The sequence below is a fragment of the Bacillus sp. ISL-78 genome, assembly GCF_018613455.1.
Classification (GTDB): domain Bacteria; phylum Bacillota; class Bacilli; order Bacillales; family DSM-1321; genus Peribacillus; species Peribacillus frigoritolerans.
The window spans coordinates 60,372-81,665 of sequence record NZ_JAGGQC010000003.1 but is presented as its reverse complement, the minus strand read 5'-3'; the positions used below and the strand labels follow the sequence as shown (position 1 = coordinate 81,665).

Annotated in this window: 20 protein-coding genes; 18 read left to right on the top strand and 2 right to left on the bottom strand. The window is 42.1% G+C overall.

Annotation, left to right across the window (positions count from 1 at the left end; translation table 11 throughout):
- Positions 1 to 45 precede the first annotated feature (45 nt).
- A complete protein-coding gene (locus J7I96_RS02850) occupies positions 46 to 1,239 on the bottom strand; it encodes an FtsW/RodA/SpoVE family cell cycle protein (RefSeq protein WP_311315179.1) in 1,194 nt (397 codons plus the stop codon).
- Between the two features lie 774 nt (positions 1,240 to 2,013).
- Between J7I96_RS02850 and J7I96_RS02845 the strand changes: the two genes are divergently transcribed.
- The 4 genes from J7I96_RS02845 (at position 2,014) to J7I96_RS02830 (ending at position 6,966) form a co-directional block, all read left to right on the top strand.
- Complete coding sequence (locus J7I96_RS02845) at positions 2,014 to 3,573, top strand: aldehyde dehydrogenase family protein (protein ID WP_214922905.1); 1,560 nt, start codon at positions 2,014 to 2,016, stop codon at positions 3,571 to 3,573.
- Between the two features lie 258 nt (positions 3,574 to 3,831).
- Positions 3,832 to 4,614 (top strand): TerC family protein, encoded by a 783-nt coding sequence (locus J7I96_RS02840; protein WP_048689105.1) that lies wholly within the window; start codon positions 3,832 to 3,834, stop codon positions 4,612 to 4,614.
- A gap of 352 nt (positions 4,615 to 4,966) precedes the next feature.
- Entirely contained in the window at positions 4,967 to 5,710 is a 744-nt protein-coding gene (sigI, locus tag J7I96_RS02835; RefSeq protein ID WP_214768818.1) for an RNA polymerase sigma factor SigI, read from the top strand.
- Positions 5,707 to 6,966 (top strand): anti-sigma factor domain-containing protein, encoded by a 1,260-nt coding sequence (locus tag J7I96_RS02830; RefSeq protein WP_214922907.1) that lies wholly within the window; start codon positions 5,707 to 5,709, stop codon positions 6,964 to 6,966. The genes sigI and J7I96_RS02830 overlap by 4 nt, the downstream gene beginning before the upstream one ends.
- A 51-nt stretch (positions 6,967 to 7,017) precedes the next feature.
- On the opposite strand, the gene J7I96_RS02825 is transcribed toward J7I96_RS02830, so the two are convergent.
- The gene (locus J7I96_RS02825) at positions 7,018 to 7,209 is read right to left on the bottom strand and encodes an alpha/beta-type small acid-soluble spore protein (protein WP_034314196.1); all 192 of its coding nucleotides are present in this window, start codon (positions 7,207 to 7,209) and stop codon (positions 7,018 to 7,020) included.
- 175 nt (positions 7,210 to 7,384) lie between these two features.
- Between J7I96_RS02825 and J7I96_RS02820 the strand changes: the two genes are divergently transcribed.
- The 14 genes from J7I96_RS02820 to J7I96_RS02755 all read left to right on the top strand — a co-directional run bounded on the left by J7I96_RS02820 (position 7,385) and on the right by J7I96_RS02755 (position 21,239).
- Positions 7,385 to 8,794: a TrkH family potassium uptake protein gene (locus J7I96_RS02820; RefSeq protein WP_311315184.1), complete on the top strand. Its 1,410-nt coding sequence runs from the start codon at positions 7,385 to 7,387 to the stop codon at positions 8,792 to 8,794.
- Positions 8,795 to 8,947: 153 nt separating this feature from the next.
- Entirely contained in the window at positions 8,948 to 10,270 is a 1,323-nt protein-coding gene (locus J7I96_RS02815) for an ATP-binding protein (RefSeq protein WP_214922909.1), read from the top strand.
- Between the two features lie 105 nt (positions 10,271 to 10,375).
- Positions 10,376 to 11,605 (top strand): acyl-CoA dehydrogenase family protein, encoded by a 1,230-nt coding sequence (locus tag J7I96_RS02810; protein WP_214922911.1) that lies wholly within the window; start codon positions 10,376 to 10,378, stop codon positions 11,603 to 11,605.
- On the top strand, positions 11,602 to 12,375 hold the full coding sequence (locus tag J7I96_RS02805; protein WP_214922913.1) for an SDR family oxidoreductase: 774 nt from the start codon (positions 11,602 to 11,604) through the stop codon (positions 12,373 to 12,375). Before J7I96_RS02810 ends, J7I96_RS02805 begins: the two co-directional genes overlap by 4 nt.
- Before the next feature lie 37 nt (positions 12,376 to 12,412).
- A complete protein-coding gene (locus J7I96_RS02800; RefSeq protein ID WP_214770083.1) occupies positions 12,413 to 14,023 on the top strand; it encodes a long-chain-fatty-acid--CoA ligase in 1,611 nt (536 codons plus the stop codon).
- Between the two features lie 72 nt (positions 14,024 to 14,095).
- The gene (locus tag J7I96_RS02795; RefSeq protein WP_214768800.1) at positions 14,096 to 14,659 is read left to right on the top strand and encodes a TetR/AcrR family transcriptional regulator; all 564 of its coding nucleotides are present in this window, start codon (positions 14,096 to 14,098) and stop codon (positions 14,657 to 14,659) included.
- Positions 14,660 to 14,702: 43 nt separating this feature from the next.
- Complete coding sequence (locus J7I96_RS02790) at positions 14,703 to 15,587, top strand: 3-hydroxyacyl-CoA dehydrogenase family protein (protein WP_214768798.1); 885 nt, start codon at positions 14,703 to 14,705, stop codon at positions 15,585 to 15,587.
- Positions 15,587 to 16,366 carry an enoyl-CoA hydratase/isomerase family protein gene (locus J7I96_RS02785; protein ID WP_214922915.1) on the top strand — a complete coding sequence of 260 codons (780 nt, stop codon included), beginning with the start codon at positions 15,587 to 15,589 and terminating at the stop codon, positions 16,364 to 16,366. Before J7I96_RS02790 ends, J7I96_RS02785 begins: the two co-directional genes overlap by 1 nt.
- A gap of 15 nt (positions 16,367 to 16,381) precedes the next feature.
- A complete protein-coding gene (locus J7I96_RS02780) occupies positions 16,382 to 16,783 on the top strand; it encodes an acyl-CoA thioesterase (RefSeq protein ID WP_214768794.1) in 402 nt (133 codons plus the stop codon).
- A 29-nt stretch (positions 16,784 to 16,812) separates the two neighbouring features.
- Positions 16,813 to 17,874 carry a phosphotransferase family protein gene (locus J7I96_RS02775; RefSeq protein WP_214768792.1) on the top strand — a complete coding sequence of 354 codons (1,062 nt, stop codon included), beginning with the start codon at positions 16,813 to 16,815 and terminating at the stop codon, positions 17,872 to 17,874.
- A 4-nt stretch (positions 17,875 to 17,878) separates the two neighbouring features.
- Entirely contained in the window at positions 17,879 to 18,637 is a 759-nt protein-coding gene (locus tag J7I96_RS02770; RefSeq protein WP_251025101.1) for a 2-phosphosulfolactate phosphatase, read from the top strand.
- A gap of 34 nt (positions 18,638 to 18,671) precedes the next feature.
- Positions 18,672 to 19,451 (top strand): SDR family NAD(P)-dependent oxidoreductase, encoded by a 780-nt coding sequence (locus tag J7I96_RS02765; RefSeq protein WP_214768790.1) that lies wholly within the window; start codon positions 18,672 to 18,674, stop codon positions 19,449 to 19,451.
- 17 nt (positions 19,452 to 19,468) lie between these two features.
- On the top strand, positions 19,469 to 20,248 hold the full coding sequence (locus J7I96_RS02760; RefSeq protein WP_214768788.1) for an enoyl-CoA hydratase/isomerase family protein: 780 nt from the start codon (positions 19,469 to 19,471) through the stop codon (positions 20,246 to 20,248).
- A gap of 13 nt (positions 20,249 to 20,261) precedes the next feature.
- Positions 20,262 to 21,239 (top strand): quinone oxidoreductase family protein, encoded by a 978-nt coding sequence (locus J7I96_RS02755; RefSeq protein WP_214768787.1) that lies wholly within the window; start codon positions 20,262 to 20,264, stop codon positions 21,237 to 21,239.
- Positions 21,240 to 21,294 lie beyond the last annotated feature (55 nt).

The following is a 21,294-nucleotide window of genomic DNA, read 5'->3' as shown; positions in this document are numbered from 1 at the left end:
GGGAACCCCCTGACATGAACAGAAATGCCAGGGGTATTTGATCGTTTATTTTGAAGACGCGATCTCATCTTGTGGGATGGATACGACCTTTTCTTTCTGTTCAAGCAAATTCATTCGCATGACGACATTTTGATATATGCCCATTGAGAGCATGAGCAGCAGTAAGGAAGATCCTCCATAGCTGATGAATGGAAGGGTGATCCCTGTAATTGGGATAAGTCCGGTCACTCCGCCGACGTTGATACCGACTTGAATGCCGATCATGGATGAGATGCCGATCAACAAAAGACTTCCAAATGGATCTTTGCATTTGGCTGAAAGTACAAATCCCCTCAGGACGATAAAACCTAGTGTCAATAGAACGAATCCCACTCCGAATATCCCGAGCTCTTCTGCAATGACGGCCATGATGAAATCAGTATGTGATTCAGGCAGGTACCCGTATTTTTGTACACTGTCACCAAGTCCCACTCCAGTAAGGCCGCCGGATCCTATTGCGAATAAGGAATTCACGAGTTGATACCCGCTTTCTCCTGCCTTTCCGAAAGGGTCTGCAAACCCGGTAAAACGAGAAATCTTATTTTCAGAAAGAACGGCTGAGAAATTTCCTGTCACGAGTACCGCCAATGCAAATATGGCTATGAATATCGCAGTGATCAAAGAGAGTTTGAATATACTCTTAAAAGACATCCCGGATGAAATGATCATGGTACTTGAAATCAGGAAAATGACCGCTGCCGTTCCATAATCAGGCTGTATTCCGATTAAAAAGCAGATGAATACCAGAAAGAAAATCGGCGGGATGACGGCTTTATCAATACTATTGATTCGGTCCTGCCTTTTTCCGTAAATGGCTGCCAGATAAATGATCATGGCTAACTTGGAAAATTCCGCAGGTTGTATCGATGCTGTCCCTAACTTGAACCAGCTTGTGGCATTTCCTGCTGTATGGCCGAAGATAAAGAGCAGAAAAAGGATACCGGCCATTCCAAACATCATAGACATCAAGAACATTTTGTTTTTGTACATCTTATAAGGAAGAATCATCGTGACGATCATTGCCACGAATGAAATGAGAAAGGCCGTTTTTTGTTTCTCAAAGAAGAAATCCATAGGCCAGCCGTATCGAGCGACAGCAGTGATCATGCTCGAACTGTAAATCATGACTAAACCAAACAAACAGAGTAATACGACAGCGATGAAAATAGGGAAGTCGTATGCTTTAATTATTCTTTTCACTTGTGCGCTCACCTCAAATATGTATGCGCGAAAAAATCGCCTTCTTATATAGTAACGGAAAATCGGTTATATAGATAATAATTTTTATTCGATAATATGAATTTATCCTCCCGTACCCAGTATTAAACACTAAAACCGATAAACTTGTCTGCCGGATTATCAGAATTTCGATTCTTATATACATTACCTTCGATAACAAACGTGAATAATCCTTTTAATAACGAAAAAAATTTACTATATATTCCATTTTGGAGTGCTATCATGTCTGGGAGATTACTAGTTAATGGTATTTGCGATGGGGATGGATTTCATGGAGCTTCACCATTGAGTTGTAAAACGTGATGTGATGCAGTGGATATTGTATACTGTAAACGAATTTGTTAGTGTAATTCATCTTAAGGGGAATACACCGATTAGGTGGCAGGGAATCGGTCAGAAACCTTGTGAAGAGAAGGAACCGATTGTGAAGTTAGTTCCAAGCGATTATATTATACAGGCTGCTACGTCTCCAGCATATATAAAGAGGTTCAGGGGAAGGATTTTTGTACGTATAGTAAGTATATGAACGTATTACTGTTCAGGGAAAGTGCTCAGGCGCTCTTATCAATTCTTCCTGACATCCTAATTTCACTTGAAAAGGGCGTTTTGACAGCAGTGCAGCCGAGAAGTTTTGCTGCATTTCAGAGGAGGGTTTCCTCCTCGGTCGATTTTTATTTAAAGCGTAAAAATGATATGGAGTACCGATGAAAATAAGTTAAAGCAAGGGGAGTAGTTATGGAAGAAATACATGACAAGTTGGAAGTGTTTTCTCCGGCAACAGGTGAGAAGATTGCGGAAATCGTCCCAACACCATTGAAGTCGATTCCTCATATATATATGAAATCAAGACATGCGTTCCAATCATGGTCGAATCTTCCCATCAAGGAACGGCTGCACTATTTAAAACGGCTCCGTTTATTGATGGTTGAAAGGATGGATGAAATAGCAGAAGTCATTTCAAAAGATGCGGGAAAAGTGAAAATTGAAGCGCTGGTTGCTGACATCATGCCAACGATCGATGCAATCAAGCATATCGAGAAGCATGCAGTGAAAACTCTTTCCGGACGGAAGGTCACCACTCCACTCATGTTAATTGGTAAAAAATCTTATGTCCATTATATGCCCCGTGGAACGATTCTCGTCATTTCACCATGGAATTATCCGCTGCAGCTTTCCATGGTTCCCATTCTTAATGCCCTAGCGGCTGGAAATACAGTCATCGCCAAACCATCAGAGGTAACTCCTTTAGTTGGGACGTGCATCGAAAACCTGTTTCTTGAAGCTGGTTTCCCAGAGGGAACTATACAGTTTGCCCATGGAGGGAAAGAATTGGGTGCGGCATTAACTGAGCAAAAACCAGATTATATATTTTTTACTGGATCTGTTAGGACCGGAAAAATGATTGGTGAGGTTGCAGCAAGAGACCTGATCCCAACGACTTTGGAGCTTGGCGGTAAGGATCCGATGATCGTTTTGCGTGATGCTAACCTGGAACGGGCTGTGAACGGGGCACTTTGGGGTGCTTTCACAAATAGTGGGCAGGTGTGCATGAGTGTTGAAAGGGTTTATGTGGAACGTCCTGTTTATAAGGAATTCCTAATGCTTCTTAAAGAAAAAACGAAGTCCATGAGACAGGGGGTGCAAACGCAGGATGATATCGGTTCAATGACCTTCCCAAAACAAGTCGATATTGTGGCTGACCAACTGGAGGATGCACTGAATAAAGGGGCCGTACTTGAAACCGGAACACCTCCGAAAGAGTGGAAAACGGGGAAGACTCATTTCATACCGCCGACGATTCTTTCCAATGTCGATCATTCCATGAAAATCATGAAAGAAGAAACGTTCGGCCCCGTGTTGCCTGTTGTGCCTTTCGATACGGAGGAAGAAGTGATTGCCCTGGCAAATGAAAGTGAATATGGACTCAATTCCAGCGTTTGGACGATGGATAGGGAAAAGGCAAGTCGGATTGCGTCACGGTTAGTAACCGGTGCGGTGACGATCAATGATGTGCTGATTACGGTTGCTAATCATCATTTACCATTTGGCGGTGCCAAACAAAGTGGGGTTGGCCGCTATCATGGCGAGCATGGATTGAAGATTTTCTGCCATGAAAAAGCGATCATGATCGATAAAGGTAAAAACGATACAGAAATACAATGGTATCCATATGAAGGGAAATACACGAGTTTTTTATCGCTGTTTCAGAACTATTTTTCTGCCAAACCGAACTGGATTCGTTTCGGCAAAGAATATTTTTCGTTAATAAAATTATCCAAAAGGAGCAGAAAATGAGATCCATTTATAAAAAAGATTGTTATTTTCATAACGAGCGCGTATACTATTAATATACTTAATAACTGATTTTCCTTTTCAAAGGGGAGTAGCGTTAGGGTTCGCCCTAAAACAAAGTCGTCATTACGTGAATGTCAAACATTCATCGGCTTTGTTGACATGATTTCATGTTCAGCAAGACCTTTGCCTATACGGCAGAGGTCTTTTTATTTTGCCAATGCCAATAGGAAGGGAATACTACTATTGGAGGTTGAATGGATGGAAGCATCAATGTTATTGGAATATGGCTGGGTCCTTCTTATCTTGGTTGGATTAGAAGGGATACTGGCTGCTGATAATGCAGTCGTCATGGCTGTCATGGTTAAGCATTTGCCAAAAGAACAACAGCGGAAAGCTTTGTTTTATGGGCTGATGGGAGCTTTTGTTTTCCGCTTTGCCAGTCTATTCCTTATTTCCTTTCTTGTCGAGGTATGGCAAGTTCAAGCAATCGGTGCAATTTATTTACTTTTCATCGCTTTTCAGCACATTTACAAAAAATACGCTGGTAAAGGTGAGAAGGAAATCACGAAACCTAAAAAGCAATCCGGCTTCTGGATGACCGTGGTAAAGGTTGAAGCGGCTGATATCGCTTTCGCAATCGATTCGATGTTGGCTGCCGTCGCGCTGGCTGTTACACTTCCTGCAACAGGCTGGATGAAAGTCGGCGGTATTGACGGAGGGCAATTCGCGGTCATGTTCCTCGGCGGCATGATCGGGTTGATCATTATGCGATTTGCAGCAAATGCGTTCGTTAAGCTGCTTCATCGGCGTCCTTCACTTGAAACGGCAGCATTTTTGATTGTGGGTTGGGTTGGCGTGAAATTGGCGGTACACACACTTGCACACCCTTCACTTGCTTTCATTGATCATCATTTCCCTGAATCAACTCTTTGGAAATCGATTTTCTGGACTGTATTGATTGGAATTGCAGCAGGTGCATGGATCATTTCAAGCAAAAAAGAAAAAAAAGAGAAAGAAGAGAAAAAAATACAGGAAGCGTAAAAAACAGGCGTGCCGGTCACGCCTATTTTTTTTGCTTCTTAAAGTATTTATGGAGATGACCCTCAAAAGCGCAGGTATGTTTACGAATGATATGTTAAAAGATGTGAATATTAAATTCCGGTTATAAAAATGACAATTGTCCCATTGTATTGGGCAAAAAACGGAAAAAGATATTTTACTGTAATTGCACTGTAACAAATGAGAAAAAACTAAGTATTTTATCATGTTGATATATTGTGTGATTTCATTTTTATCGTAAAAATAGTTCTTTTGGTACTGTCTTTTAGACTCCCTCCGCTTAAGATAAGTATGTTGATGCGTAATTTATGTTCAACAGGAGCGAGGTGAGCAAATGCTTGGTTTGTTGTTTACAGCATTCAAAAAAAAGCGTTCTTTAGAAGAAACTGTATTGAAAATTCAACAAGGCGATAATAGCCTTCGTAATGATACTATAGAGTCATTCAAACCTTTTATTGCAAAAACAGTCTCATCGGTTTGCAAACGTTACATATACGAATCAGATGATGAATTCAGTATTGGAATGATTGCTTTTAACGAGGCAATTGAAAAATATTCCCCGGAAAAAGGCCGTTCTTTATTGGCATTTGCCGAAACCCTCGTTAAACGAAGGGTTATAGATTATTTAAGAAGCCAGTCCAAACAAAAAGAAATCCTATTGGATTTATCACTGAATGATGATAATGATCAAAGCCAAATATATATCGATAATGAAAATTCCATCAATGAATACGAAATGCAGAAGGAATCGGAAAGAAGAAAAGAAGAAATTCAGCTTTATATAAGCCATCTAGAGGATTTTGGTCTGTCATTTGAGGATTTAGTTGAAAACTCTCCCAAACATGCAGATGCCAGGAAGGGAGCTATTATGATCGCTAAATTGTTAATGGAAGATGACGAACTGAAGGAAAACCTGTTTGCAAAAAAGCGGCTGCCCGTAAAACAGCTTGAGGGAAAAGTGGAAGTTAGCAGAAAAACGATTGAGCGGAACAGAAAATACATCATTGCAGTGGCAATCATAATAAACGGAGATTTTTTGTATTTGAATGATTATATAAAAGGGGCTATCGATGAATGAAAAAAGGAGTTATTCTTTCAGTTAATAAACGATTTGTAACCCTATTGACCCCCGAGGGTGAATTTCTGAAAACCAAAAGGCAGGAAAGGGAATATGAAGTGGGTGAAGAAATCACTTTTTCACCTGCAAAACAAAAATTCACTTTAGCCTTTTCCAATATTCATTCACCTTTCAAAAAAACGGCCGTGCTAAGCATTGCTTCCACCTTCCTGATTCTCTTTTCAATTCTTCCTTCTTATTTCTCTGGTCCTGTGTCGGCATATATGACGATAGATGTGAATCCAAGCATTGAATTGGAGCTTGATGATGATTTAGAAGTTCTCAAGCTTACCGGATTAAATGAAGACGGAAAGCTTGTGATCGGTCAGCTGAAGGACTGGAAAGGCAAGGATATAAAGGCTGTCACAAACCGAATCGTTGAAACGACGAAGCAACTTGGTTATTTGAAAGGAAATAAACAAATAGTCGTTTCCACAACGTTAATGGAAAAAAATAAAGAACTGGATAAGAATTTAAAAAAGGAAATAAAAGAAATATCTGAGCAGGATAATGTTTCCAAAACAAAAATGAAAGTGATCCAGGCAACAAAAAACGATCGGAAGCAAGCTAGGGAACAAGGTATATCCACGGGTAAGTATCTCGAAAAGAAGTTGAATGAAGATAAAGATAAGATAAAGGTCAATAAGAGGGAGCCTGCCCCAGCGCCAGTTAAAAAAGTCGAGGAAAACGTTGTTATTCCGAAAGAAAAGCGGGGAACGTTAAGTAAGGAAAACAAATCGGATGGAGAAAAGAAAAAAGAGAATAATGAAATTGAAATAAAACAAAAGCCGGCCAATGAAGCCAAACCGACTGAACGGAAAAACACGGAAGTTACCGAAATTAAGGAACAAACCGAACGGGAAGATACAAGTGGAAAACGGAATGCGATAAATGGATATAAGGAAAAAAGCAACGAGTCAAAAGGAAAATCGGATAGATATCACAGCAACCAATCAAAGGACAAGCAGAAAAATGAACAGAATGATAAAAAGATCGATGAAAAAAAAGTTTCATCACTCAAAGAAAAGAATAGTGATGATTCTATAAAGCCCGACAATAAAAATAAGCAAAATAAACAGGGTAGGCATGATAGACAAGATAAACAGGGAAAACAAGTTAAACAAGGTAAACAGGGTGAGCAGTATAAACAAGATAGGAAAGATTGGGATAAGTCGAAAAGGGGTAAAGGCAATAATGGAAATGGACATAATCATTAAAAAGAGTCCAGCATGCAGCTGGACTCTTAGCCATGGATATTTAATTGTGAATTATTGACCTTTAAGTTGAGATTGTGCTTGTTGTACAAGACGCTTCGTGATTTCTCCGCCAACTGAACCATTGGCACGTGCTGAAGTATCGGAACCTAATTGTACACCGAATTCAGATGCAATTTCATATTTGATTTGTTCTAATGCTTGTTCGATTCCTGGAACAAGAAGGTTGTTACTGCTGTTAGCCATTTGAATCTCCCCTTTACTTTTTCAACGGCTTTTGCCGCTGTAATGATAGTATAAGTAGAATGTGGAGTTTTACTTATACGAGCAGCATCAAACTTATTGGTAAACCTGCCTTTTTGTTGTAAGTAAGTCAGTTTTAAAAGAGAATGGAAAAAAGAATGAAAAAAGGGTAAACTAGATATTTAATGGTTATGTGATTTGCATAACTATAAAGGAGCAAGAAAGGAAACTCTTTATGTTTGCTATCAAAAAAATATTATCAAAGTTAACACCAGCTCAGCTTATCGTCGGTTATTATGTTTTGGCAGTCAGCATCTCAACCGTACTGTTGAGTCTGCCGGTCGCTCTTAAGCCAGGCGTGGAATTTGGATTCATGGATGCTTTATTCACAGCCGTAAGTGCAGTTAGTGTAACAGGTTTAACAGTGGTAAGTTTGCCCGAAGTGTATAATGAGGTAGGCTATTTCATTCTCATGTTCGTTCTCCAATTTGGCGGTATTGGCATCATGACACTCGGAACCTTTTTCTGGCTTATAGTGGGCAAGAAAATCGGCTTGAAGGAAAGACAATTGATCATGACAGATCAAAACCAATCGAATCTTTCCGGGCTTGTTAAATTATTGATCCAAATCATTCAGATATTTGTCGTAATTGAAATGATTGGGGCTCTCGTTTTGGGCATTTACTTTCTGAGTTATTTTCCAAACGGGAAAGAAGCCTTTTTAAATGGCTTATTTTTAGCCGTAAGTGCCACTACGAATGCTGGTTTTGATATTACCGGTATTTCGATGATTCCATTTAAAGACGATTATTTTGTACAGTTCATTACGATTATCCTGCTTACCCTGGGAGCCATTGGGTTTCCTGTCTTGATTGAGCTGAAAGAGTTTTTGTCCAATAAGGCCCGAACTTATAAGTTTCATTTTTCTTTGTTCACGAAGCTGACCTCAGTCACATTCTTTTCCCTTATCGTTGGGGGAACGATCCTGATTTACCTTCTAGAAATAAATGGGTTCTTTAAAAATAAGAACTGGCATGAATCGTTCTTTTACTCTTTATTTATGTCCTCCAATACGCGGAGCGGCGGTTTGGCAACCATGAATGTGAGTGACTTTTCGGAACCGACCCTTTTATTGTTGAGCATATTGATGTTCATCGGAGCCTCCCCAAGTTCAGTCGGGGGAGGAATCCGGACAACTACACTGGCCATCATGATTCTATTTTTATGGAATTTCATGAGAGGAAGGCGTTCCATAAAAGTTTTCAAACGGGAGATTCATCCCGATGATATCCGAAAAGCGACAGCGGTTATGATCATGGGATCGCTTCTTTGCATAATGGCGGTCTTCATATTATCCATTACCGAAAATTTCACTTTGATGCAAATCATTTTTGAGGTATGTTCGGCTTTCGGTTCAGTCGGCCTTTCGATGGGAATTACGCCTGACCTCAGCAATACCGGTAAAATTGTCATTATGATCATTATGTTCATTGGCCGTGTCGGGATAACCTCCCTCCTGTATATCATAGGCCATAAAGAAGTTACGGAAAATTTCCATTATCCAAAAGAACGCGTCATCATTGGGTAAAGGATTTAAGTTGAACAGTGACCTTTCCACTCGTGGGAAGGTTTTTTGTGTTGTTAGCAGGAATCATGGATAAAATGTTGAAATTTACCTATAAGTGCATAATTTGATTCCTTACTTGGAATTCGATCGGATGAAGTAAAGGAGGTGGAGAATGTGAAGAAATATACTGGAAGGATCATTGTCCCTGCTCTTTTTTTTGTATTGATATTACCCTATATAGGGTGGCTGGGTCATGAAGAACGCAGGTTTTCCGCCTTTGCAGGAATATATTTAGTCGTAATTTTAACCATAGCCTGGTGTTTGGGTGCCATCTATGACCATAAACGGAAAACGATAGCTTTATTGCAGGATAGCGAAGGGCGTTATCGCATTTTCTCCAATTACTCTAAAGAATTGGTCAATAGCTTCAATGAGGTTATTTTCCAAACGGATGATAAAGGAAAATGGTTGTACTTAAACCCGGCATGGAAATCGATGAGTGGTGCATCCGTGAATGAATCCCTGGGGCTTCACTTTTCTAAACATATGGATAACAATTCTTATCAAGACGTATTAAAGGCCTTTGCGGACTCCTTTCATCGAGGGGATAAATATTTTCGTGCTGACATTAAACTAAATGCGAAAAAGGGAACAAGCTGGGTTGAGGCATTCGTTAAACTTATTTACGATGACGCTGGGAAATTCATCGGGACAGTGGGCATATTATCGGAAATTAATGAACGAAAACATGCAGAGGAAAAGCTTGTGAGCCTAAACGAACATTTGGCAATCACATCAAGCAAGTTATCAACGGCTGCCCAACTTGCGGCTGGAATTGCACATGAGGTCAGGAATCCGATGACGGCGATAATGGGATTCGTGAAGCTGATTAAAGATGGCGGTGCCGAAAAGGAGGAATACTACGATATTATTTTTTCGGAAATAAATCGAATCGAGAAAGTGCTGAATGAACTCTTGCTGCTATCGAAACCCACTGGGGCGGTATTTCTTGAGAAGGATATAAAGGAAAGCTGCAACCATGCCGTAACGCTGTTGGAGACAAATGCCGTACTGAACAATATTCAAATTCATAAAAATTATGATTCAGAACCAATTTTTATGTACTTTGATGAAAACCAAATCAAGCAAGTACTAATAAACATGATAAAAAATTCCATAGAATCGATGCCGAATGGCGGAAATATTTTTGTGAGCATAAATGAAAAAAATGGGGAAGTTTTTTTGAGCATTTTGGATGAAGGGGATGGTATTCCGGAAAACTCCCTTCAAAAAGTAGGAGAACCATTTTTCACTACAAAAACTTCAGGAACGGGTTTGGGTCTTTCCGTTTGTTTTAGAATCATCGAAAAGCATGGAGGAAAAGTTTTCATCACAAGTGAACTGAAAAAAGGTACGAAAATCGTTTGTATATTTCCAACCGTCCAACAAAAGCAATATAGTGAGAACGAAGAGGTCAAGATACGGGAGCTTGAATGAAAAGAAAACAAAAGTTTAATTGTTGAAAAAATCAGAATTTTATGTATATACTTTAAAGGTAATAACATACTAACCGGTTAGTAAGTTTAAAAGGAGGAATTCAATTTGAACTTTGAACATACTGTAAAGGTGAAAAATCTGGAAAAGAAGTTAACTGAATTCATGGAGAAGCACGTTTACCCAAATGAATCAATATACAAAAAGCAGCTCGAAGCACAGGAAAGCCGCTGGAGTGAAATCCCCCCGATTTTATCTGAATTGACGGCAAAAGCAAAAGAAGAAGGATTATGGAATTTATTTTTACCTGATAGCGGTTATGGTGCGGGTTTAACAAATATGGAATATGCCCCGCTTTGCGAGATCATGGGTAGGTCGACGATAGGACCTGAAATCTTCAACTGTAATGCGCCGGACACTGGTAATATGGAAGTGTTGGTGAGATATGGATCGGATGAACATAAAGAGCGCTGGCTGAAGCCCTTGCTTGCTGGGGAAATCCGTTCATGCTTCTCGATGACGGAACCGGAAGTGGCGTCTTCCGATGCGACCAATATCGAATGCAGGATTGAAAGGACGGGTAATGAGTATGTCATCAACGGCCGAAAATGGTGGTCTTCAGGAGCAGGCGATCCCCGATGCAAGATTGCCATCGTCATGGGTAAGACAGATCCTGAGGCGGCCAAGCATGAACAACAGTCAATGATTCTTGTCCCGCTCGATACACCGGGTGTCAAAATCGAGAGAATGCTCCCTGTGTTTGGTTATGATCATGCCCCGCATGGCCATGCCGAAATCACGTTTGAAAATGTAAGGGTCCCGGCAACGAATATTCTATGGGGTGAAGGAAAAGGGTTTGCGATTGCCCAAGGAAGGCTCGGACCGGGAAGGATACATCATTGCATGAGGCTGATCGGCGCTGCTGAAAGAGCACTTGAAGAATTATGTAAGCGTATTCAAGGGCGTGTCGCCTTTGGTAAAACATTGGCGAGACAAGGTGTAATCATGGAGTGGGTTGCTGATTCACGGATTGAAATCGAACAAGCAAGACTTCTGACCTTAAAAGCTGCCTATATGATGGATACTGTCGGGAACAAGGAAGCGAAGGCGGAGATCGCGATGATAAAAGTGGTGGCACCAAATATGGCATTGAATGTGCTGGACAGGGCCATACAAGCCTTTGGAGCTGCAGGGATTTCCGATGATTTCCCTTTTGCTGCTCATTGGGCCAATGCCCGGACTTTAAGGCTTGCTGATGGTCCCGATGAAGTTCATCGCTCACAAGTTGCTAAAATAGAACTTCGAAAATACCAACAAAAGCATGAGGTGAAAATATGAAAGTTACCGACTTATTCGATCTAACTGGAAAGACGGCGATCATAACCGGTGGAGGGAGAGGGTTGGGAGCACAAATAGCGGCCGGCTTTGCCGAAGCTGGGGCAAATGTCGTACTTTGTTCAAGGAAGAAGGAAGCATGTGATGAAGTTGCTTCGCAAATCCAAAAGCTTGGGGTCAAGGCGCTTTCCTTCAAGTGTGATATCACCAATCCGTCAGATGTACAGGAAGTCGTTAACGAAACTTACCGTGAATTTGGTGCCATCGACATATTAGTGAACAATAGCGGGGCATCCTGGGGGGCACCAGCCGTCGACATGCCCCTTGAAGCGTGGCAGAAGGTGATGAATGTCAATGTAACCGGAACCTTTATCATGAGCCAGACAACAGGCAGGGTCATGATTGAGCAGGGACATGGGAAAATCATAAACATCGCTTCCGTTGCCGGATTAGGGGGTACCGACCCGAGGGTCCTCGATACGGTCGGATATAATACGAGTAAAGGGGCGGTCATTACTTTAACGAAGGATTTAGCCGTTAAATGGGGTCAGCATAATATTAATGTTAATGCAATCGCACCCGGATTCTTTCCGACAAAAATGACAAAAGGGGTTCTTGAGCAAGGAAAGAATCCTATTTTGGATTCCACGCCGCTAAAAAGGTTAGGGAGTGATGATGATTTGAAAGGGGCAGCGGTTTTCCTGGCCTCAAAGGCATCTGATTTTGTGACTGGAAATATTTTGATCGTCGATGGGGGTTCACATGCAAAGTAATGAAAGGTAAGTAAATATGGCTGGAGGGTTTGAAATGATGAATGAAAAAAAATGGCTTTCCGTTTATCCTGATTCAATTTCAAAGGAAATAAAAGTCCCTGAGTTCCCGATGCAAAGAATCCTTCAAAATGCATGTGAGTCCCATCCAAACAATACAGCTATTACTTTTTATGACCAAAAGATATCTTATCAGGAACTTTTTCATGCGTCGCGAGCCTTTGCTTCAGCCTTGCAAAAAAAAGGTGTTCAAAAAGGTGATCGTGTCGCCATCATGCTGCCTAACTGTCCGCAGTACGTCATAGCTTATTATGGATCATTGACAACAGGGGCCATTATCACCCAAATCAACCCAATGCTGGTTGAAAGGGAGCTGCAGCATATTTTACAGGACTCCGGTGCAGAAACGATCGTTGTATTGGATGGATTATACCCGAAAGTGAAAAGTGTGCAGCAACATGCAAATTTGAAAAATATTATCGTAGTTAGCCTGCAGAATTCGGGTGCAGATTTTCAGCCTGATGCGTCTTTTGATCAATTCATGAAGGCAGGAGACGGCAAAATCAATCCCGTATCAATCGATCCGGAAAATGATATAGCCGTTCTTCAGTATACAGGAGGAACGACTGGCCGTTCAAAAGGGGCGATGCTGACACACAGCAATATTCTGGCCAATGTCGTTCAAACGTATGAATTCTTCAAGCATGAATTAAAAATAGGCACTGAAAGAACGTTGTCGGTCATCCCGCTTTTTCATGTTTTTGGAATGTCGTCCGCAATGAATTTATCCGTGTATATCTCGGGTGACTCCATCATGCTGCCACGTTTTGAAATAGAAGAAGTGCTGGAAACGATTAAGCGTGAACAGCCGACCACTTTTCCTGGTGTACCGACCATGTATGTAGCGTTGACGAATCATCCGAAGGCAGAAGAATATGGAATGGGCTCCATTCAGGTCTGTAACAGCGGAAGTGCCCCGATGCCAGTGGAACTGCTGCGTGAGTTCGAACGAAAATCAGGTGCGAAGATATTGGAAGGCTACGGTCTTACGGAAGCTTCGCCAACAACGCATTGTAACCCGGCATTTGCAAAAAGGAAACCTGGGAGCGTCGGGATTGGTGTCCCTTCGACTGAATATAAAGTGATGGACCTTGGAGATGGAACAAAAGAAGTGGCATCTGGCAAATTGGGGGAATTGGTCGTCAAAGGACCTCAAGTGATGAAAGGTTACTGGAATATGCCGGAGGAAACGGCGGTGACCTTAAGGGATGGTTGGCTTTATACGGGTGATATCGCCAAAGTTGATGAAGATGGGTACCTCTATATTGTCGACAGGAAAAAAGATTTGATCATCGCAAGTGGTTATAATATATATCCACGAGATGTCGAGGAAGTTCTCTATGAACATCCAGCTGTCCAGGAAGCGGTTGTCATCGGAGTTCCAGATGCTTACCGAGGGGAGTCGGTAAAAGCGGTGCTTGTACTTAAAAATAATAAAACGGTCAATGAAAGGGAAATCATCGAATACTGCCGTGCAAACCTATCGGCTTATAAAGTTCCGCATTTCGTTGAATTTCGTGAAGAGTTACCGAAAACAAATGTCGGAAAGATTTTAAGGCGGGCTTTAAGAGAAGAACTTTCCAGGAAATAAGAGGGCTTTGATGGCACGAAAGCGTATGATATCAATTCAGCTGAAATTTTAACAGATTGCGAGGATGCATACATGAAAGAAAAAATGACAGAACATAGCATACGCTTATTTGAAAAGAAGGGCTTTAGTGAAACGTCGATTTCAGATATCGTCGAATCGGTCGGGGTGACGAAGGGAACGTTTTATTATTACTTTACGAGCAAAGAGCAGTTGCTTATGGATATTCATCTAGCATATATAGACGAGTTGCTTAGTGAGCAGGAGAGAATCATGTTGGAACCTGGGAAAAGCTGCAAGGATAAACTATTCGATATGGTCTTGATGCTTTTAAAGAGCATTAAAACCAAAAAATCCAGCGCAACGGTCTTTTTCCGTGAAATGAAGAATCTAAGTGACGATAAGCTTGCACAAATCCTTCCTAAGCGGGATGAGTTCCGACATAAAATCGAGCAAGTTCTGGTTAGTGGCATCGAGAGTGGAGAACTGCGTTCCAATCTCGATGCATCCATCATCTCTTTTGCAATTTTAGGTGTGGCAAATTGGAGCTATCATTGGTTCGACCCAGAAGGTGAAAAAACCGAACAGGAAGTTGCAGCCATTTTTATGGGGATGATTCTGCAGGGAATTGAAGCGTGACCAGGTTACATACTAACCGGTTAGTCGAAGGGAGATAGAAGGCATGGCCAACAAGCAAATTCAATCAATTACCGTTATTGGGGCTGGGCAGATGGGGCATCAAATTGCGATGCTTGCTGCACTAGGAGGTTACGAAACGATTCTTCAGGATGTTCATGAAAACGCGTTGAATGCAGCCAAAGAAAAATTGGAAGTCATTTTGACTAAATGGGTCCAAAAAGGAAAATTGACTGAAGATCGTAAATTGGCTGCTTTTAGTCGTCTTCAATATACCACCGATCTTGAGAAAGCGGCCAGTGGAGCTGATTTGATCATTGAAGCGGTAATTGAAAAACTTGATGTGAAGCAGGAGGTTTTCGCCAAACTTGAGGAACTGGCCCCAGCAGAAACCATCTTTGCCACGAATAGTTCAACGATTGTCAATAGCCTGATTGCGAGTGTGACGAATCGTCCGGATAAGTTCATTAATATGCATTTCTTTTTCCCGCCTCTAGTAATGGATTGTGTTGAGGTTGTAATGAGTGACCAAACATCCGAGGAAACAGCGAAGCTTGCAATGGAAGTCACAGAGAATATGAATAGGACAGGAGTTTTGTTGAGGAAAGAGATATCGGGATTCGTAGCCAACCGAATTTTGGGAGCGTTGCAGCGTGAGGCCTTATATTTGTATGAAGAAGGAATTGTTGACTATAAGGATATCGATTTGATTTGCAGGAAAGCTTTAGGCCATCCAATTGGTCCTTTTGAACTGATGGATCTATCAGGTATTGATGTGGGATATTTTGTCATGCAGCAGCGTTTCAATGAAACGGGAAATCCAGAAGACAGGCCAAATGCTTGTATAGAAGAAAAGGTGAATAAAGGACATTTAGGCAGGAAAACAGGAAAAGGCTGGTATGATTATCAAAACGAAGGAGTGAAGAATTGATGACGAAATTAATTAAAGTGGTTAAGGAAAATAAGCTTGCGGTCATCACCATCGATAATCCTCCATTAAATGTAATCAGCAAACAAGTATTCAGAGAATTGGGAGAAACTTTCGATGAACTTTCAAAAGATACTGAAACTGTTGGGGTACTAATAACCGGTGCAGGCAATATCGCATTTGCGGCCGGCGCTGATATAAAAGAATTCCCTAGCATGATGGGGAACCCGAATATAAAAGAAATGGTAAAGGAAAGTCATGCTGTCCTAACTAAAATCGAACAGTTTCCTAAACCTACGATAGCTGTATTAAATGGCTTGACCTTGGGCGGCGGATGCGAACTGGCACTGGCCTGTGATTTGCGAGTGGCTGAAACACAAGTTCAAATCGGACTGCCGGAAGTGAAATTAGGCTTATTCCCTGGGGCTGGCGGTACACAGCGTTTGTCAAGACTTGTAGGTAATGCAAAGGCAAAAGAGATTATATTTACCGGTGATCCGCTTGGTGCCGCGGAAGCGGAAAAGATCGGGCTTGTCAATAAAGTCGTTGAGCAAGGCTGCGGCTTATCGGAAGCGAAAATCTTGGCCTCACGAATGACAAGGCACTCACTTCAGGCACTTTCGAGAATCAAGAAGGCGATTAATGAAGGAAGTGAGGCAACACTTGAACAAGGTCTAGAGATTGAAGCGAATCTTTTTGAAGAAATCTTCCAAACTGAAGATGTTAAAGAAGGGGTTTCCGCTTTCTTGGATAAACGTAAACCTGCTTTCGTACATCGTTAATCAAGGAGGGGTCTTATGCATGAAATGGAAGTCAACGTCCGTTTTTCCGAAACGGACGCTTTGGGCCACATCAATAACACAAGCTATTTCGTATACCTCGAAGAAGCACGCATGAAATTTTTTGAAGCTTTAGGCCTAGCGACAAATGTAGAATCTTGGAATTTTTTGTTAGCCTCCACTAAATGCGACTTTATTGCTCAAGGATATTTCAATCAACTCTTGACCATTCGTACATCTTTGACAAAGGTAGGTACGAAAAGCTTTGATATGGTCCATGATATCCTCTGTTCACAAACTGGGGAAGTGATTGCTAAAGGAAGTGCAGTTTTAGTCTGTTTTAATTTTTTGAAACAAAAAAGTGAACCTATTCCTGAATTTATTAAAGAAAAGCTCATTTCACATCTTGTTCATAATTAGAATGACAAAGTCTAAAGGAGTGGAAGAACATGGTTGACGATACGATTCCTGTTCGGCCCGGCGAGGAATTGAATATTGGTGCGTTAGAAGGTTTCCTAAGAAAAAATGTATTGGACCTTCCAAATGAACCGTTGGAATTACAACAATTTTCTATGGGCTATTCCAATTTGACCTATCAGCTGAAAGTTGGTGAGTGGGAGGCTGTGCTCAGAAGGCCGCCGCTTGGCCCTGTTGCTCCAAAGGCACATGATATGAAGCGTGAACATCATATCCTTTCCTCAATCAACCCATATTTCCAAGCAGCTCCCGAGCCTATTCTGTTCTCGGATGATGAATCGGTTGCGGGGGCCCCTTTTTTCCTAATGGAAAGGAAACATGGAATTGTAATAGATACTGAATTTCCCAAAGGAATCGATCCTACTGTTGAAAAGTGCCGACAGCTTTCATATGTGATGGTGAATCGGCTTGCTGATCTTCACTCGATTCCCTATGAGAAAACGGGTTTGGTCGAAATATCCAAACCTGAAGGGTTCATTGAAAGACAAGTACACGGATGGATTTCCCGCTATGAGAGAGCAAAGACTGATGAAATCAAGGAAATTCGTCCGCTTATTAATTATTTTCAACAGAATATCCCGAAGTATAGCCAGACTTCAATAATCCATTATGACTATAAGATCAATAATGCCATGTTCAATCAGGACCTTACAGAGATGGTTGGTTTATTTGATTGGGAAATGTCCACCGTTGGTGATCCGCTAGCCGATCTAGGAGTGGCATTAAGCTACTGGGCGGAAAGCGGTGACCCGGAACTTATCAAAATCGGTGTGGGTCAAGCGTCCGTCACGACTTTAACTGGTTTCCTGACTCGTAGGGAATTTATCGAGACGTATGCAGCAAGAAGTGGCAGGGATGTTACCAACGTCGATTTTTATTTAACCTTTGGTTATTTTAAGTTGGCTGTCATCCTTCAGCAAATCTATTATCGATATAAAAAAGGCCAGACTGATGATCCCCGTTTTTCCAATCTTGGAAAAACGGTGAAAAGCTTACTCACTCATGCTGCAAATGTAGCTGCGAAGGAAGTTTAATAAAATGGAATATATTCAAAACATTCATTTACTACTAAAAAAAGAAGAGATAGATGTGGAAAAGCTTCAAGAAGGGGAGAAAGTTGCGGTCATCCTGGATGTGTTATTAGCGACCACAACGATTATTTCAGCACTTCATGATGGAGCACGCCAGGTGATACCTGTCATGGATCCACTGGATGCCTTGGTGAAAAGCCAGGACTTGGACCATGGGGATTTTGTAGTGGCAGGAGAACTAAAAGCAAAGCCGGTTGATGATTTAATGTATCCAAGTCCGACGCTATTGAGTAAGTTGGTACGCGGCAAAACTTTAATATTGTCCACTACTAATGGAACGGTCGCGTTGAGGAATTCAGCCGCTGCCAAAAGGGTTTATATTGCTTCTTTGTTGAATAATCCGTCTGTTGCGGAAAAAATAAAAAAATATCATAAAACAGAAACGATCCTCATCGTTTGTTCGGGGAATTCAGGTGAATTCAGTCTGGAAGACTTTTACGGTGCAGGCCATTTGATAGATTGCCTGATTGCTGGATCACAAGGTACGTTCATACTCAACGATGCAGCAAAGGCTGCCAATGCGCTTTATCGCACGAATAGCGAAAATGCCTTTAATATCCTGAAATCATCGTATGTCGGACAGTTGTTTGACAAACATAGTTTGAGCGCCGATTTGGAATTGGCGGCGCGAAAAGGTTCGTTGGATCTTGTCCCAGAGTTGGTGGATGGAAGGATTGAAGCGGAATTGAAAAGGCAGGAAACGTAGCGTTGTTCAAAAATACAGATAAGGAGTGAAGGGGATGCGGTTTTCGCAGTCAATAGCGGTGGTGACAGGTGCAGGCTCTGGTATTGGGAAAGCTACGGCGATGCGCTTGTCCGACGAAGGGGCAAAAGTGTTGTTGGTAGGGCGGACGAAAGGAAAGCTGGAGGAAGCAGCTGCAGAAATCAATGCCAGGCACCCGATTCCAGCTGCTGATATTTTCCCTGCAGATGTTACCGTCGAGGAAGAAGTAATGGGGCTGGCCAAGTATGTGAAGGAACAATATCGTGACCTTCACATTTTAATCAATAACGCAGGTGGTTCAAAGTCCTCGAAGCTCCTGGATACATCCGCAGCTGATTGGGATATGATTCAACATGTCAATTTGAAAAGTGTCTTTCTAGTTTCCAAGTATTTGGGGAAATTGATGGTAGAAGGGGCCAGCAGCGGAAATGAAGGTTCCAGCAATCGGGCAATCGTCAATGTGGCTTCACTGTCAGGACATCAGGCAGGAGCGTTCATCCCCCATTACAGCTCTGCTAAAGCCGGCGTCATCAGTTTAACGAAATCTTTGGCACTGGAACTCGCTGCAGTCGGCATTCGGGTCAATTCCGTATCACCGGGATTCATTGAAACGCCATTGACGGAAGATGGTCTGCAAAATGAAAAATTCGTAAAGTCCATTCAACGGAACACGGCACTGGAAAGAGTGGGGAAAGCGGAGGAAATAAGTAATGTCATTACCTTTGCTGCTTCCCCGGAGGCTTCCTATATGACTGGGACGGACTTATTGGTGGATGGCGGCTGGTTGATCAAATAGAAAAAGGGGATGGGTAAATGTTAAAAGAACACTTATTGAAAGAAGTAATCGATAATGTAATGATCCTGACTTTGAATCGCCCTGAAAGCTTGAATGCATTTAGTCCGGATATGATTGCAAGCTTAACGAAAGAGATTAAGGATGTAAAACAAACACCGCATATAAGGGCAGTCATCATCAAAGGGGCGGGAAGGTCATTCACTGCAGGAGGCGACGTCAAGTCAATGGGGCAGGCCTCTGCAGGTCAATTGTATGATCATGTTGGCAGAATGAATGAATGCATATTGGCTCTGGATGCTTCCGAGGTTCCGGTAATCGCTGCCGTCCATGGATTTGCTGCTGGTGCCGGATTCAATTTGGCACTCGCCTGTGACCTGATCGTGGCTTCCGATGATAGTCAATTTGCCATGAGTTTTTCACAGGTAGGCCTGATCTCTGATGGAGGGGGTTCGTATTTTTTACCTAAATTAGTCGGGCCCCACCTTGCAAAGCAACTCTTCTTTTCGGCCGAGCCAATTTCTGCGGAACGCTTATATCAGCTGGGGGTCATTAATTATTTATATCCACTCAATCAACTTGAAGAGGAATCATTGAAGCTTGCGGTAAAACTGGCAAATGGACCGACAAAAGCATATGGGATGATGAAAAAGCTCGTCAGCCATTCATTTACGGCTACACTTGCTGAAATTCTGGAACAGGAACGTATAACGCAAACCTTGATGGCTTCCACGGAAGATCATCAGGAGGGGGTTGCAGCATTCAAAGAAAAAAGAAAGCCGGAATTTACAGGAAACTAAGGGAGGGATAAAGATGAAAGCAATTCATTTTGAAGAATACGGCGGACCGGAAGTACTGAAATTGACTGAAATGGAAAGACCTGTGCCAACAGGGCATGAAGTTCTGATTGAAATCGATTGTGTAGGCGTCAATTATGCAGATACAGCCAGAAGGGAAGGGCAATATGTAGTGCCTACGCCGCTTCCGTTCATTCCAGGTGCGGAAGTGGCTGGCGTAGTGGTGGAAGTTGGTGGAAAGGTGACCAAAATCAAACCTGGTACAAGGGTAGTCAGCTTAATTGAATCTGGTGGATATTCAGAATATGCCCTTTCTGATGAATTCTTGGCCATTCCGCTTCCCGATGCCATTCAGTTCCACGAAGCTGTTGCCTTGCCCCTCCAAGGTCTGAGCGCCTATCATATTCTTAAGACAATGGGACGCATGCAACAGGGGGAAACGGTTTTGGTCCATGCTGCTGCTGGGGGAGTGGGAACGATTGCCGTACAGTTAGCCAAAATCTTCGGGGCTGGAAAAGTGATTGCCACCGCCAGCACAGTGGAAAAGTTGGAACTGGCTAAAGAAATGGGGGCAGATGAACTTATTGATTACACGCAAGAAGGATGGGAAATGAAAGTCCGTGAGGTCACGGGAGGAAAGGGAGTAGATGTCGCGCTGGAAATGGCTGGAGGGGATATTTTCAATAAAACGTTGAAATGTTTGGCTCCCTTTGGACGTCTTGTTGTTTTTGGTAATGCAAGCCGTAAGCCTTATACGATGAACCCGCAGCAATTAATGAGGCGTAATCAATCCGTCGTGGGTTTTTTCCTGCCACAGATCATGAAACACCCGGACTTGCTGTTGCCTAGCATTCAAGACCTTTTTGCATACGTTGCGTCTGGGGAGCTTAAGTTAACTATCGGGGGCATCTACCCAATTGAAAAGGCAGCAGCCGTTCATGAGGAAATGAACGCCCGTCAAACGAAAGGGAAGTTGATTTTGCAGGTTAAATGAGAATAAGGGGTGTATGATGCACCCCTTATTGGATTTCACTTAGTTCATTTGAACC